Origin of the sequence: Streptomyces sp. NPDC097595, from assembly GCF_044761525.1 — a bacterium.
GTDB lineage: Bacteria > Actinomycetota > Actinomycetes > Streptomycetales > Streptomycetaceae > Streptomyces > Streptomyces drozdowiczii_A.
The window spans coordinates 1-15628 of record NZ_JBIWCN010000029.1; the positions used below are offsets into that span (position 1 = coordinate 1).

4 protein-coding genes are annotated in these 15628 nt (G+C 74.0%); all 4 read left to right on the forward strand.

The annotated features are described in order from the left end of the window. Window positions 1–128 precede the first annotated feature (128 nt). Entirely contained in the window at window positions 129–8339 is an 8211-nt protein-coding gene (locus ACIQZN_RS32750; RefSeq protein WP_404001853.1) for an SDR family NAD(P)-dependent oxidoreductase, read from the forward strand. Between the two features lie 80 nt (window positions 8340–8419). Then, window positions 8420–9250, forward strand: coding sequence for a hypothetical protein (locus ACIQZN_RS32755; protein ID WP_404001856.1), 831 nt, complete (start codon window positions 8420–8422; stop codon window positions 9248–9250). 56 nt (window positions 9251–9306) lie between these two features. After that, window positions 9307–12453 (forward strand): amino acid adenylation domain-containing protein, encoded by a 3147-nt coding sequence (locus ACIQZN_RS32760; protein WP_404001860.1) that lies wholly within the window; start codon window positions 9307–9309, stop codon window positions 12451–12453. 28 nt (window positions 12454–12481) lie between these two features. Continuing rightward, window positions 12482–15628, forward strand: a complete 3147-nt coding sequence (locus ACIQZN_RS32765) for a type I polyketide synthase (RefSeq protein WP_404001863.1) — start codon at window positions 12482–12484, stop codon at window positions 15626–15628.

Below are 15628 nucleotides of genomic sequence, written 5' to 3' on the forward strand. Positions count from 1 at the left end.
AACGCATCCCCTTCGCCTGGAACAACATCACCCTCCACGCCACCCACGCCACCACCCTCCACGCCCACCTCACCCCCACCACCCCCGACACCGTCCGCATCAGCGCGACCGATGAGACCGGGCAGCCGGTGGCGACCATCGGTGAGCTGGTGCTCCGGCCGATCGGCACCGAGCCGCAGGCCGCCGACGAGGGAATCCTGCTGGGCGTCGACTGGACCCCGGTCCGGGCCGACGAGACCGGGACCCCGGACGCGCCGGTCGCGGCCGTGATCGGCACGCCCGGTCCGGAGCTCGCCGCCGGACTCGGCGGGGAGACCGTGCGCCACCCGGACCTGGCGGCCCTGTTCGCCGCCGAAGGCCCGGTGCCGCAGACGGTTTTCCTGCCGGTTCCGGCCGGCCAGGAGACCCGTGGCGCTCTCGCGTACGTCCTGGAGGCCGCGCAGCAGTGGCTGGCCGATGGCCGGGCCGGGGGTTCGCGGCTCGTCGTCGTCACCACCGGTGCCGTCGCCACCCATCGCGGCGACCTGCTGCACGATCTGGCCGGCGCCGCCGTGTGGGGATTCGTGCGGGCCACGCAGACGGAGAACCCGGACGCGTTCGTCCTGCTGGACCTCGCTCCGGCCGAGCCGGCCGACGCCGCCGCACTGGCCGTCGCCGTGTCCGCCACCGACGACGAAACCCAACTCGCCCTCCGCCAGGGCACGGTGTACGTCAACCGGCTCACCCGAGGGGCCGCTGCCGATGGCGTACTGACCCCGCCCGTCGACACCGGCGCATGGCGCCTGGGCAGCACCGGCAAGGGCACCCTGGAGAACATCGCCCTGGTCCCGTCACCGGACGCCACCGGGCCGCTCGCCGCAGGCCAGGTCCGGGTCGCCGTACGGGCCGTGGGCGCCAACTTCCGCGACGTCCTCATCGCCCTCGGCAGCTACCCCGGTGAGGCGCCGATGGGCAGCGAGGGCGCGGGCGTCGTCCTGGAGACCGGTCCCGGAGTCACCTCCCTCGCCGTGGGCGACCGGGTGATGGGCCTGTTCTCCGACGGCGCCGGACCCGTCGCCGTCACCGACCACCGCACGCTCGGCCACGTACCGTCCGGCTGGACGTTCACCGAGGCGGCGGCGACCCCGATCGTCTTCCTGACGGCGTATTACGGTCTGACGGATCTGGCGGGGCTGCGGGCGGGTGAGCGGCTGCTGGTGCATTCCGCGGCGGGTGGGGTCGGTATGGCCGCCACCCAGATCGCCCGGCACCTGGGTGCCGAGGTGTTCGGCACGGCCAGCACCGGCAAGTGGGACACCCTGCGCGGTCTCGGCTTCGACGACGCGCACCTGGCCAGCTCCCGCACCCTCGACTTCGAGCAGCAGTTCACCGCCGCCACCGAAGGCCACGGCTTCGACGTCGTACTCGACTCCCTCGCCAAGGAGTTCGTCGACGCCACCCTGCGCCTCCAGCCTCACGGCGGCCGCTTCCTGGAGATGGGCAAGGCCGACGTCCGCGACCCGGAGCAGGTGGCCCAGGAGCACCCGGGCGTCGCCTACCGGGCCTTCGACCTCATGGAAGCCGGCCCGGAGCGCATCCAGGAGATGCTGGGCGAGCTGAAGAGCCTGTTCGAGGCGGGCGCCCTGCACCCCCTGCCGGTCCGGTCGTGGGACATCCGCTACGCACGTGACGCCTTCCGCTTCCTGGGCCAGGCCCGGCATGTCGGCAAGGTCGCCCTCTCGCTGCCGCGTGAGCTGGATCCGGCGGGAACGGTCCTGATCACCGGGGCCACCGGCACCCTGGGCACTCTCCTCGCCCGCCACCTCGTCACCCACCACGACGTCCGCCACCTCCTCCTGACCAGCCGCCGGGGTGCCGACGCCCCCGGGGCCGACGCCCTGCGGGCCGAACTCGAAGCCCTCGGCGCGACCGTCACCCTGACCGCCTGCGACACGGCCGACCGCGACGCCCTCGCCGCCGTCCTGAACACCGTCCCGACCGACCACCCCCTCACCGCGGTCGTCCACACCGCGGGCGTCCTCGACGACGGCACCATCGACACCCTCACCCCCGAACGTCTCGACACCGTCCTGCGCCCCAAGGCCGACACCGCCTGGCACCTGCACGAACTCACCCGCGACACCGACCTCGCCGCGTTCGTCCTCTACTCCTCCGCCGCCGGCGTCCTCGGCAACGCCGGACAAGCCAACTACGCCGCCGCCAACACCTTCCTCGACGCCCTCGCCGCACACCGCCACACCCAAGGACTCCCCGCCACCTCCCTCGCCTGGGGACTCTGGGACCAGGCCGGCGGCATGGGTGGCACCCTCGCCCAGGCCGACCTGGACCGGCTCGCCGACACCGGCACCGCCGCCATCACCGCCCAGCAGGGCCTGGCCGCCTTCGACGCCGCGCTCGGCCACCACCGGCCCGCGCTCCTCGCCGTACCGATGAACACCACCGCCCTCCGGGCCCGCGCCAAGAGCGGCTCACTCGCTCCGCTCCTGCGCGGCCTGGTCCGTACACCGGTACGCCGAGCCGCGGCCGCCCGGGCCGGGGCGGCCGGTGCCACCTCGCTCGCCCAGCGGCTCGCCGCGCTGCCGGCCCCCGAGCAGGACCGGCTGCTGCTGGACCTGGTCCGGGAGGAGGTGGCCGCCGTGCTCGGCCGGTCCGACGCCGCCGTGCTGGACCCGAGCAGGACCTTCACCACCCTCGGCTTCGACTCGCTGTCCGCCGTCGAGCTGCGCAACCGGCTCGGCGCCGCCACCGGCCGGCGCCTCACCCCGACCCTGATCTTCGACCACCCCACCCCCGCCGCGCTCGCCACCCACCTGCGCGACACGCTGCTCGGCACACAGGCCGCGGCCCCGGCCCCCGCCGCCACGGCCGCAGCGGGTGCCGGTGCCGACGACGCCATCGCCATCGTCTCCATGGGCTGCCGCTTCCCCGGCGGGATCACCACACCGGAAGACCTCTGGCAGCTCGTGAAGAGCGGCGTGGACACCGTCGGCGGCTTCCCGGAGAACCGCGGCTGGGACCTCGACGGCCTCTACGACCCCGACCCGGAGGCCACCGGCACCTCGTACACCCGGCAGGGCGCCTTCCTGCGCGACGCCGACACCTTCGACGCCGACTTCTTCGGCATCAACCCGCGTGAGGCGCTCGCCATGGACCCGCAGCAGCGCCTGCTGCTTGAGACGGCCTGGGAGACGCTCGAACGCGCCGGGATCGACCCGGACCGGCTGCGTGGCAGCGACACCGGAGTCTTCGCGGGCGTCATCACGGGTGACTACGTGACCCGGCTGGACCGGCTCCCCGAGGGCCTGGAGGGTTACGTCTCCACCGGCACCACCACCAGCGTCGCCTCCGGCCGGGTCTCCTACACCCTCGGCCTGGAAGGGCCGGCGCTGACCGTGGACACGGCCTGTTCCTCCTCCCTGGTCGCCCTTCACCTCGCGGCGCAGGCGCTGCGACGGGGCGAGTGCTCGCTCGCCCTGGCGGGCGGTGCGACGGTGATGGCGGGACCCATCAACTTCGTGGAGTTCTCGCGGCAACGCGCCCTGTCGCCTGACGGCCGCTGCAAGGCGTTCTCCTCCACGGCCGACGGCACCGGATGGGGCGAGGGCGTGGGCCTGGTCCTGCTGGAGCGGCTTTCCGACGCACAGGCCAACGGGCATCAGGTGCTGGCCGTCCTCCGGGGTTCGGCGACGAACCAGGACGGTGCCAGCAACGGTCTGACCGCGCCGAGCGGCCCCTCGCAGCAGCGGGTGATCCGGCAGGCCCTCGCCGACGCGGGCCTGACCGGCGCGGACGTCGACGTCGTGGACGCGCACGGTACGGGGACCAAGCTCGGCGACCCGATCGAGGCGCAGGCCCTGATCGCCACGTACGGGCAGGAGCGCACCCCCGAACAGCCCCTGTGGCTCGGCTCGTTGAAGTCCAACATCGGGCACACCCTGGCCGCCGCCGGTGTCGCCGGCGTCATCAAGATGGTGCAGGCCATGCGGCACGGGGTGCTGCCCCGCACCCTGCACGTGGACGAGCCGACCCCGCACGTCGACTGGGAGGCCGGCGCGGTCGCGCTGCTGACCCGGGAACAGCCGTGGCCCGAGCTGGACCGCCCTCGCCGCGCGGCCGTCTCGTCCTTCGGCTTCAGCGGTACGAACGCCCACCTGATCCTGGAACAGGCTCCCGAGGTTCCGGCGGCGGACGAGCCCGCTGTGCCCATGGCCGAAGGGGTCGCGCCGTGGGTGATCGCGGCGAAGAGCCCGGCCGCTCTGCGGGAGCAGGCCGCGCGGCTCGCGGCGTTCGCCGACAGTCACCCGGAGGCGGCGGCGTCCGAGGTGGGCTCCGCACTGGTGGCCACGCGTACGCCCTTCGCGCACCGGGCGGTCGCCATCGGCAAGGACCGCGAGGAACTGCTCCGGTCGGTACGCGAACTGGCCGCCGGCGACCAGTCCGCCGGCGCCGTGACCGGTGAGGTCGCAGGGGGCAAGACCGTGTTCGTCTTCCCCGGTCAGGGTTCGCAGTGGATCGGCATGGCGGCGGGTCTGTTTGAGGCGTCGCCGGCGTTCCGGGAGCGTCTTGAGGACTGTGCGCGTGCGCTGTCCGTGCACACGGAATGGGATCTGCTGCCGGTCCTCCTGGAAGGCGATCCTGAAGGTCTGCTGGAGCGGGTGGACGTGATCCAGCCCGCGCTGTGGGCGGTCATGGTTTCCCTCGCCGAGGTATGGCGCTCCTATGGAGTCGTGCCGGACGCGGTGGTCGGGCACTCGCAGGGCGAGATCGCGGCGGCTGTGGTGTCCGGTGCGCTGTCCTTGGAGGACGGCGCCTTGGTGGTGGCGCTGAGGAGCCGGGCGATCAAGGCCCTGGCGGGCCGGGGCGGGATGCTCTCGGTCGCGCTGCCCGCTGATGCGGTGCGCCCGTATCTGACGCGGTGGGCGGACGATCTGGGTGTGGCCACGGTCAACGGCCCGTCGTCCACGGTCGTGTCGGGCACGGGCAGTGCCCTGGACGAGCTGGTCGCGGTGCTTCGCGCGGACGGGGTGCGCTCGCGCCGTATCGCGGTGGATTACGCCTCGCACTCCCCGCACGTGGAGTCCATCCAGGCCGAGCTGGCGCAGCTCCTGGCCCCGGTTGCTCCTCGGGTGCCCGAGATCCCGTTCTACTCCACCGTCACGAACGAGGTGGTCGACAGCGCGGCCCTGGACGCGGAGTACTGGTACCAGAACCTGCGCCGGACGGTCGAGTTCGAGAAGACGACTCGGGCTCTGCTCGCGGACGGTTTCACGACGTTCATCGAGTCGAGCGCCCACCCGGTCCTGACGATCGGTCTCCAGGAGACCTTCGAGGCCGCCGAAGCGGTCGCGGCGCTCGCGGTGCCGTCGCTCCGCCGGGACGAAGGCGGCCTGGACCGGTTCCTCCTGTCCGCCGGTCAGGCGTGGGCCCACGGCGTCCCCGTCGACTGGACGACAGCCCTCCCCGAACCCCGGAACTCGCTCGACCTGCCCACGTACCCCTTCCAGCGCACCCGCTACTGGCTGGAGTCCACCCCCGCCAACGGCCACGTGTCCACCGCCGGTCTCGCCGCCACCACACACCCCCTTCTCGGAGCGGCCGTGGCCGTGGCCGGGTCGGAGACGGTGCTGTTCACCGGCCGGCTGTCCCTGGCCACCCACCCGTGGCTCGCCGACCACACGGTCGCTGGCACGGTCCTGCTGCCCGGCGCGGCCTATGCCGACCTCGCCCTGTTCGCCGCGGCCCAGTTCGACGCGGGCGTCGTCAACGACCTGGTGCTGCACGCCCCGCTCGCCCTCCCGGCGACCGGAGCCGCGCAGATCCAGCTCACCGTCCACGGCCCGGACTCCTCCGGCCGCCGCGAACTCTCCGTCCACGCCCGCCCGGAGACCGACGCCGACGCCGCCGAATGGACCCTGCACGCCCAAGGCCTCCTCGTCGCCGAGGCGCCCGACCGCCCGGCACCGGCAGGCTCCGACTGGCCTCCGGCCGGCGCCACTCCGGTGGACCTCGCCGACGCCTACGGGCACCTCGCCGACCAGGGATACGAGTACGGTCCCGCCTTCCAGGGCCTGACCGCTCTCTGGCAGAGCGGCGGAACGCTGTACGCCGAGGTCGAACTCGCCCCCGGCACCGCCACCGCCGGGCACGCCCTGCACCCGGCGCTCCTCGACTCGGCCCTGCACCCGCTGGTCGTGACCGCCCTGGCCGAGGCCGGCGACGACGGCCTGCGGCTGCGCGTCCCGTACTCCTGGACCGGGCTGACGGCACCCGCCACGGCGCCGTCGGCGCTGCGGGTGACGCTCGACCCGACCGGCGACGACACCGTCCGGCTGCTCTTCACCGACACCTCGGGCGCTCCTCTCGGCGGTGTCGACACGCTCACCGTGCGGGCCACCGACCAGGCCGCCATCGCCGCGCTGCGCACCGACCGGCTGCCGCTGCACCACGTGCGCTGGGAGCCCGTCGAGCTGCCCGTCGCCGAGAGCGCCCCCGACCGGGCCGTGTGGCTCGGCGCCGACCCGGCGGGGCTTCGCGGCGCGCTCGGCATCGCCCAGGAACCGTACGACGACATACGGGTCCTCGCGGCGGCCGTAGCCGGGGGTGGGACCGCACCCCAACACATCCTGATGGCCCCGCCCGCCGACGCCGATCCGGGCACGGCCGTGCACCGGCTGCTGGAACTCGTCCAGTACTGGCTCGCCGAGGACGGCCTGGGCGGGAGCACACTCGTCCTCCTCAGCCGCGGGGCCACCGACGGAACGGACCCGGTGGCGGCGGCCATGTGGGGCCTGCTCAGGGTCGTCGGCTCCGAGAACCCGGGCCGCGTCGTCCTGATCGACCCGGGCACCGGCACCGAAACGGCCACCGACACCGCACGCGGCACGCTGTCCGCCCTGGCCGCGGGGGAGCCCGAACTGCTCCTGAGCGGCGGTGCGGCGGCCCGCCCGCGGATCGCCCCGGCCCGTCCGGAGCAGGCTGACGCGGCCATCCGGTTCACCCCGGAGGGCACGGTCCTGATCACCGGCGGCACCGGTGCCCTTGGCGCGCTCTTCGCCCGCCACCTGGTCACCGCGTACGGAGTCCGCCACCTGCTGCTCGCCGGCCGACGCGGAGCACAGGCCCCCGGCGCCGACACGCTGCGCGCCGAACTCGAAGCCCTCGGCGCGACCGTCACCCTGGCCGCCTGCGACACCGCCGACCGGGACGCGCTCGCCGCACTCCTGGCCGCCGTACCCACCGACCACCCCCTCACCGCGGTGGTGCACAGCGCGGGCGTCCTCGACGACGGCATCGTGCAGGGGCTGACCCGCGAACGCTTCGCGGCGGTGTGGCGGCCCAAGGCCGACGCCGCGCGCCACTTGCACGAGCTGACCGCCGGCCTGGAACTGGACGCCTTCGTCCTCTTCTCCTCGCTCGCCGGCCAGGCGGGCAACGCCGGTCAGGCCAACTACGCGGCCGCCAACGCCTACCTCGACGCCCTCGCCGAACAGCGCCGCACCCAGGGGCTGCCCGCGGTCTCCCTGGTGTGGGGCCTCTGGGGCGAGACCTCGGGCGAAGGCACCGGGCTGGCCACCCGCCTCGACGCGGCCGGCCTCGCCCGGGCCGGACGCGGCGGCCTGCTGCCGCTGTCGGCCGCCGAAGGGCTCGGACTGTTCGACGCGGCACTCGCCGCCCCGGCCCCGGTGCCGGTCGTGGCCCGCTTCGACGCGGCGGCACTCCGCGCCCAGGCCGAGGCGGACACCCTGCCGGACCGGCTGCGCGGCCTGGTCCGTACACCCGTCCGCCGCACCGGCGGTGCGCCGACCTCGGCCGAGACCAGGCTCACCGACCGGCTGGCCGGCCTGGCCCGCCCCGCACAGGAGGACATCGTCCGGGAGCTGGTCCGTACGACCATCGCAGTCGTGCTCGGCCACGCCGACACGGCCCGGATCGAGGACGACCTGCCCTTCAAGTCCCTCGGCTTCGACTCACTCACCGCCGTCGAACTGCGCAACCGGCTCGGCGCGGCCACCGGCCTCGCCCTGCCCTCCACCCTCGTCTTCGACCACCCGAACCCCCGCGAACTCACCGAGTACATCCACAAGCTGGCCGAACCCGCCGTCGACCGGCAGCCCGTACTCGCCGACCTCGACCGGCTCGAAGCCTCACTCGTGGGCCTGGCCGCCGATGCCGGTGGCGACGAGCTGCGCCGCACCGTCGCGGCCCGGATGGAAGAGCTGCTCGCCGGCTGGGCGGCGGCGGACGGCGCGGCGGCCCGGGACGGCGCCGCCGACATCGAGTCCGCCTCCGCGACCGAGCTCCTCGACCTCATCGACCAGGAGTTCGGCGGGAGCTTCTAGCCCCCGAGATCCCGAGCCCCGTGTCCGGCCGCAGCACCCGAACCGACCGCCCCTTCACCACAGAACGGAACCGGAACCCCATGACCAGCCTCAGCACCTGGAAAGAGCTCATCGCCGGCGACACCGACGAGGTCGTCCTCGCCGTCGACTTCGACGCGACCGGCCGCGGCGAGGCCCGTTTCAGCGACTTCGTCCCGCTCCTCGGAACCGGCTTCACCGTCTGGGAGACCCTTCCCGCGGCCGTGGCCTCCCGCCCCGACCTGCCCGCCGACGCGTACGTCAAGCAGTGGGTCGACGAGGTCCGCACCAGCGGCAAGCGGGTCAAGGCCGTCCTGGCGTTCTGCGCGGGCAGCGTCTACGCGGCCGCCATCGCCGAAGAGGTCGAGAAGTGGCAGGGCTCCTTCCCGCAGACGATCCTCTTCGACCCGGAGCGGGCCGCGGCCGCCAGCATGTACTGGCAGTTCCACAAGGCCGTCGGCCAGATGGAACCCGCCGTCGGCGCCGCCGAGGTCGGCCGCGTCCAGGACTCGGCACAGCGCGCCCAGGAGACCTGCGTGAGCCTCGGCGACCTCGCCCGCCGGCTCCTCCTGCTCTACCACGGCCTCGCCCAGACGGCCTGCGACAAGCTCGGCCTGGACGACCGGCGCCGCGCGGAGATGACGGAGACCGCGGGCGCGTTCCTCACCTACCTCTCGACCGCCGAGCAGATCGAACCGGCGGCCGCCTGGCTGCGCTCCACGGCCATCACCTCCGCCACCGCGACCAGCGGACTCAACGGGTTCCGCCTGCTCAACCCGGACCACGACGCCGCCCTCGTCGCGGACGAGCTCCGCTTCGACACCCCGCACGTGGAACTGCTCAGCAGCCCCGTGGTCGCCCAGGCCGTCACCGAGCTCCTGCTCGCTTCCTGACCCCGCGCGCACGGCCGGCCGTACTCCCTCTCCCAGGTCACAGACAGGAATCCGGAATGCTCACCTCAGCCCAGACCCCGGGGAACGGCCCGGCCCACGCCGTGCTCACGGCGGCCAGCCGCAAGGAGCAGGCGCTGTGGCTGCTCGAAAAGCTCGTCCCCTCCGGTGCCGTCAACAACCTCTCGGTCGTCTTCACCACCGAGGAGCCGCTCGGGGAGTGGGAGCTGCAGCAGACCCTGGACGCCCTCGTACGGAGGCACCCGGCGCTGCGCACGGTCTTCCACGGCACGGACGGCGGACTCGTCAAGCAGACCGTCCCGGCCGACCGGTTCGCCGCCACCGTCAGCACCATGACGGTCGCGGCCGGCGGCACCGACGCGGCGGTGGCCGCGCTCGTCGCCCGGCCCTTCACGTTCGACGGGCAGCCGCTGCTGCGCGCCGGGCACCTCCAGGGCCCGGAGGGGGACGTCTTCTGCCTGGTCGTCCACCACATCGTCTTCGACACCGTCTCCGCCGCGATCCTGCTCGACGAGTTCACCCGCGTCTACGAGGCCGTCGCCGCCGGCCTCGACGTGCCCGAGGACCTCGCCGCCCCCCAGCCGGCCCTCGCCACCGCCGCCCCCACCGACGAGAGCCTCGCCTACTGGCGCGAGCACCTGAGGGGCTTCGACCCGTCCGCCCTCGGACTGGACTGCGGCACCGAGGACCGGCCCGACCCCACGCTGACCGGCGACTCGGTCCTGCACACCCTGTCCGCCGAGGCCCACGAGGCCGTCCGCCGCCTCCAGCGGGAGGTACGGGCCCCCGAAGCCGTCGTCCTCCTCGCCGCCTACTACCTGCTGCTCGCACGGCACGGCGCCGGACCCGACCTCGTGGTCGGCTCGCCCGCCAACGTCCGCCCCGCCGACGCCGCCGGAACCGTCGGCTACCACGTCAACACCCTCCCCCTGCGCGCCCGGGTCGACATGGGCGCCGGCTTCCGCACCCTCGCCGCCGAGTCCCGGGAAGCCTTCTTCGGCGCCATCACCCACGCCGACGTGCCGGTGGACATCCTGCTCCCGGAGATCGAGCACACCGGCGCGACCTGGCGCAACACCGTCTTCCGGCACCTGTTCAACTACGTGCCCAACGCCGGCCAGACCAGCTTCGACATCGACGGCGTCCCCGCCAGGCGACTGCTCGTCGAGAACGGCTACAGCAAGTTCGACCTGGAGTTCTTCTTCCTCGCCTCGCCCGAGGAGATCCGCATCCGCGGCGTCTTCTACACCGAGGTCCTCTCCCGCGACGACACCGAATTCCTGCTGGAACGCTACGACGCCCTGCTCATCGCCCTGGGACAGGATCCCGACCGCCCCCTCGGCGAACTGCCCCTGCACGGCCCCCGGGACCGGGCCGCCATCGAGGCCGCCAACGCCACCGGCACCGAGGTCACCCCCGCCACCCTGCTGGAGGCCGTCGCCGCCACGGTCGCCGCCAGTCCCGGCGCCGTCGCCGTCGAGGACGGCGAACACACCACGACCTACCAGCAGCTGTGGGACACCGCGCTCGCCGACCGGGACCTCCTGCGCGCCGCCGGAGCCCGCCCCGGCGACATCGTCGCGCTCGCCGCCCGGCGCGGCCCGCAACTCGCCGCCGCCGTCCTCGGAGCCTGGCTGGCGGGCACCGCCTACCTCGCCCTGGACCCCGACCACCCGGCCCAGCGCACCGCCTACCTGCTGGAGGACTCCGGCGCCGCCGTGGTCCTCGCCGCGCCCGGCATCGACGTGGCCGCCGGGCCCGCCGTGAGCGTGCGCCCCATGGCGGCCGTGGCCTCCGCCACGCCACCGCAGGGCACGGACCCGACCGTTGAGGAACCGGTGGACCTCCCCGGCCCCGACGCCACCGCCTTCCTCATCTACACCTCGGGCTCCACCGGCAAGCCCAAGGGCACCGTCATCACCCACCGGGGCGCCGCCAACGTCATCCACCACTTCCGCCACGAACTGGGCGCCGGTGCCGCCGACGTGACGCTGTGGCTGACCACCTTCACCTTCGACATCTCCGCCCTGGAACTCTTCCTCCCCCTCGTCACCGGCGGCCGGATCGCCGTCGCCCCCGAAGCGGCCCGCAGCGACGGCCAGGCCCTCCTGGAGGTCCTCGAACGCCACGACGTCGGCATCATCCAGGCCACCCCCACCACCTGGCGGCTCATCGCGGACAAGGCCGGCCACCGGCTGGCCGGCCGGCGCGGCGTCACCGGCGGCGAACCGATGCCGCCCGCGCTCGCCCGCCGTATCACCGCCGCCGGCTGCACCCTGCGCAACGCCTACGCCCCCTCCGAGACCACCATCTACTCCACCTGCGGCACCGTCCCCGAAGGCGCCACCGCCATCGACATCGGCCGCCCCATGAACAACACCCGGGCCTTCATCACCGACCCGGACGGGCGCGAACTGCCCATCGGAGTCCGCGGCGAACTGTGCATCGCCGGCACCGGGGTCGCCCTCGGCTACCACGGCCGCCCCGACCTGACCGCCGAACGCTTCGCCACCCACCCCGAACACGGCCGCTACTACCGCACCGGCGACCTCGCCTGCTGGCTCCTAGACGGGCGCCTCGCCCTGCACGGCCGGGCCGACCGCCAGGTCAAGCTGCGCGGCAACCGCATCGAACTCGGCGAGGTGGAAGCCGTACTCCTGGAGCACCCGCAGGTGCGCGGAGCGGCCGTCGTCGTCGACGAGGACGCCCCCGGCGGTCCGCTGCTCGTCGCCTTCGTGGAGCCCGCCCAGGACACCGGCCCGGCGCCCCTCGCCGACCTGCTGTGGGAACACGCCCGGGCCGGCCTGCCCGGCGCCGCCGTCCCCCAGGAATTCCTGGCCGTCGACACGTTCCCGACCACCGTCAGTCAGAAGACCGACTACCTGGCCCTCAAGAGCCTCGCCGGCCGGCTCCGCGGCGAACGCGGCACGGACACCGGCGGCACCACCCACCAGGGCGACGAGCTCACCGTCGCGCTCATCGCCCTCTGGCAGCAGCTCCTGGAACGCACCGACGTCGACGCCGACGCCAACTTCTTCGCGCACGGCGGCCACTCGCTGCTCGGCGCCCAGCTCGTCCAACGGGTCGAGGACACCACCGGAACGACCCTCGCCATGGCCGACCTGTACGCCGACCCGACACCCGCCCGGCTCGCGGCCCGCATCCGCAAGACGAACAACCAGTGACGCACCACCCACAAGGGAAGGGGGAGACATGACGACCGCGACCGGCGAAGACGCCAGGCTGCTCGACTACCTCAAGCGGATGACGATCGATCTGCGCGAGGCCCGGCAGCACATCAGGGACCTGGAGGACCGGCATCACGAGCCGATCGCCGTCGTCGGCATGGCCTGCGCCTACCCGGGAGGCGTCGCCGGGCCCGACGACCTGTGGGAGCTGGTCGCCTCCGGCACCGACGCCGTCGGAGACTTCCCGGCCGACCGGGGCTGGGACCTCGACGCCCTCTACGACCCCGACCCCGAGGCCCCCGGCACCTGCTACACGCGCCACGGCGGCTTCCTGCCCGAAGCCGCCTCCTTCGACGCCGGGCTCTTCGGGATCACCCCCAAAGAAGCCCTCACCATCGACCCCCAGCAGCGACTGCTGCTCGAACACGCCTGGGCGGCCGTCGAACAGGCCGGCATCGACCCCCGGACCCTGCGCGGCAGCCGCACCGGGGTCTTCGTCGGCGTCATGTACAACGACTACGGCGCACGCCTGAACCCCGCCCCCGAGGGCTTCGAGGGCTACATCGGCAGCGGCAGCGCCGCCAGCGTCGCCTCCGGCCGCATCTCGTACACCCTCGGCCTGCACGGTCCCGCCCTCACCGTGGACACGGCCTGCTCCTCCTCCCTGGTCTCCCTGCACCTCGCCGTCCAGTCGCTGCGCCGCGGCGAATGCGCCTTCGCCCTCGCGGGCGGCGTCACGGTCATGGCCACCCCCACCGTCTTCACCGAGTTCGCCCGCCAGCGCGGGCTGAGCACGGACGGCCGCTGCCGGTCCTTCGCCGCCGAGGCCGACGGCACCGGCTGGGCCGAGGGCGTCGGCGTCCTCTACCTCGAACGCCTCTCCGACGCCCGGAAGGCCGGGCACCCCGTCCTCGCCGTCATCCGGGGCAGCGCCGTCAACCAGGACGGCGCCAGCAACGGCCTGACCGCCCCCAACGGCCCCGCCCAGGAGCGGGTCATCCAGGAGGCCCTGGCCGACGCCCGGCTCACCCCGGGCGAGGTCGACGCCGTCGAGGCCCACGGCACCGCCACCACCCTCGGCGACCCCGTCGAGGGCCAGGCCATCCAGGCCGCCTACGGCCCCGGACGCGAGCCGGGCCGCCCGCTGCGCCTGGGCTCCCTCAAGTCCAACATCGGGCACAGTCAGGCCGCCGCGGGCGTCGGCGGCGTCATCAAGACCGTCATGGCCCTGCGCAACCAGCTCCTGCCGCGCACGCTGCACGCCGAGAACCCGACCCCCCACATCGACTGGAGCTCCGGCAGCGTCGCCCTGCTCCAGGAACCCGTCGCCTGGCCGCGCGACCCGGCGCGTCCGCGCCGCGCCGGAGTCTCCTCCTTCGGCATCAGCGGCACCAACGCCCACGTGATCGTGGAGGAGGCCCCGCAGGAAGACGTACGCCCCGCCGTGAGCGGCACCGCCGTCGCCTGGCCGCTCGCCGCCCGGACCCCCAAGGCCCTGCGCGACCAGGCCGCCCGCCTCGCCGCGCACCTGCACCGCACCCCCACCGCCCCCGTCGACGTCGCCCACACCCTGGCCACCGGCCGCACCCCCTTCTCCCACCGAGCCGTCCTCGTCGGCAGCGAGCCCGCCCAGCTGATCCAGGGCCTGGAGAAGCTCGCCCGAGGCGCCGGTGCGCCCGGCCTCACCAAGGGCGCCCCCGACCCGGCCGCGAAGGCACCGCTGGCCGTGGTGTTCTCCGGGCAGGGCTCCCAACGGCCCGGCATGGGAAGCGAGTTGTACGCCCGCTTCCCCGCGTTCGCCCAGGCCTTCGACAAGGTCTGCGCGGAGCTCGACCGCCACCTCGACATCCCCCTGCGTACGGTGCTCCTCGGCGAGGACCCGGCGGTCGACGGCGACCTCGTCCACCAGACCGCGTACACCCAGGCGGGCATCTTCGCCGTCGAGGTGGCCCTGTACCGCCTGCTCGAACACTTCGGCGTCACCCCGGACTTCGTCTCCGGCCACTCCGTCGGCGAGCTCGCGGCCGCCCATGTCGCAGGTGTCTGGTCGCTGTCTGACGCGGCGGCCCTCGTCGCCGCCCGCGGCCGCCTCATGCAGGCCCAGCCCGGCGGCGGCGCCATGCTGGCCGTCGAGGCGACCGCCGCCGAGGCGGAACCGCTCCTCGCAGGCCGGGAGCACGAGGTCTCCCTCGCCGCCGAGAACGGCCCCTCCTCCGTGGTGCTCTCCGGTGACCCCGAAGCCGTACGGGAGATCGGCGCCGTCTTCACCGCGCAGGGCCGCCGCACCAAGCTGCTCAAGGTCAGCCACGCCTTCCACTCCCCGCACATGGAGGGGATGCTCGCCGAGTTCGAGACCGTGGCCCAGCAGCTCATCTACCAGCGGCCCAGCATTCCCGTCGTCTCCAACCTCACCGGGGACGTCGCCGGGGACGAACTCCTCACCCCCGGCTACTGGGCCGACCACGTCCGCCGCCCCGTCCGCTTCGCCTCCGGCATCCGCCGGCAGGCCGAACTGGGCGTCGCCACCTTCCTGGAGGCCGGCCCGGACAGCGTCCTGACCTCGATGATCACCGAGATCCTCGCGGACACCCCCGACGGCACCCGGGCCGGTGTCATCGCGCTGGCCCGCCGCGACCAGGAGGAGCCCCTCGCCTTCCTGGCCGCCCTGGCCCGCCTGCACGTCGGCGGCCGCTCCGTGCACTGGCCGGCCGCGACGGCCGGCTCCGCCCCCCGTACGGTCGCCCTCCCCCCGTACGCCTTCCAGCACCGCCGGTACTGGCTCGACGAGGTCGCTCCCCGGGCCACCGCCGACCCCGGGCGCGCCCGCACCGACACCGCAGTGCGGGTGCCTGCGGACGAGGCCCCCGAGGACAGCGCACCGTCCACCGCGGCCCGCCTGGCGGCGGCCCCGGCGGCGGACCGCCCCGCGCTCATCCTGGCCGCCGTGCTGGAGGTCGCGGCCGAGGTGATGGGCCTCGACTCACCGTCCGAGGTGAACGTCGAAACCCCGCTGCTGGAACTGGGCTTCACCTCCCTGATGGCGGTCGACCTGCGGAACAAGGTCATGGAGTCGACCGGCGTCGCGCTGCCCGCCACGGTCGTCTACGACCACCCCACTTTCGAAGCGCTGGCGAGCTATGTGGACTCGCTCATGAACACGGATCGAGGCTGA

Coding starts and splice junctions, on each gene's coding strand:
- ACIQZN_RS32755 (WP_404001856.1), top strand. CDS start 8,420: ATGACCAGCCTCAGCACCTGGAAAGAGCTCATCGCCGGCGACACCGAC.
- ACIQZN_RS32760 (WP_404001860.1), top strand. CDS start 9,307: ATGCTCACCTCAGCCCAGACCCCGGGGAACGGCCCGGCCCACGCCGTG.
- ACIQZN_RS32765 (WP_404001863.1), top strand. CDS start 12,482: ATGACGACCGCGACCGGCGAAGACGCCAGGCTGCTCGACTACCTCAAG.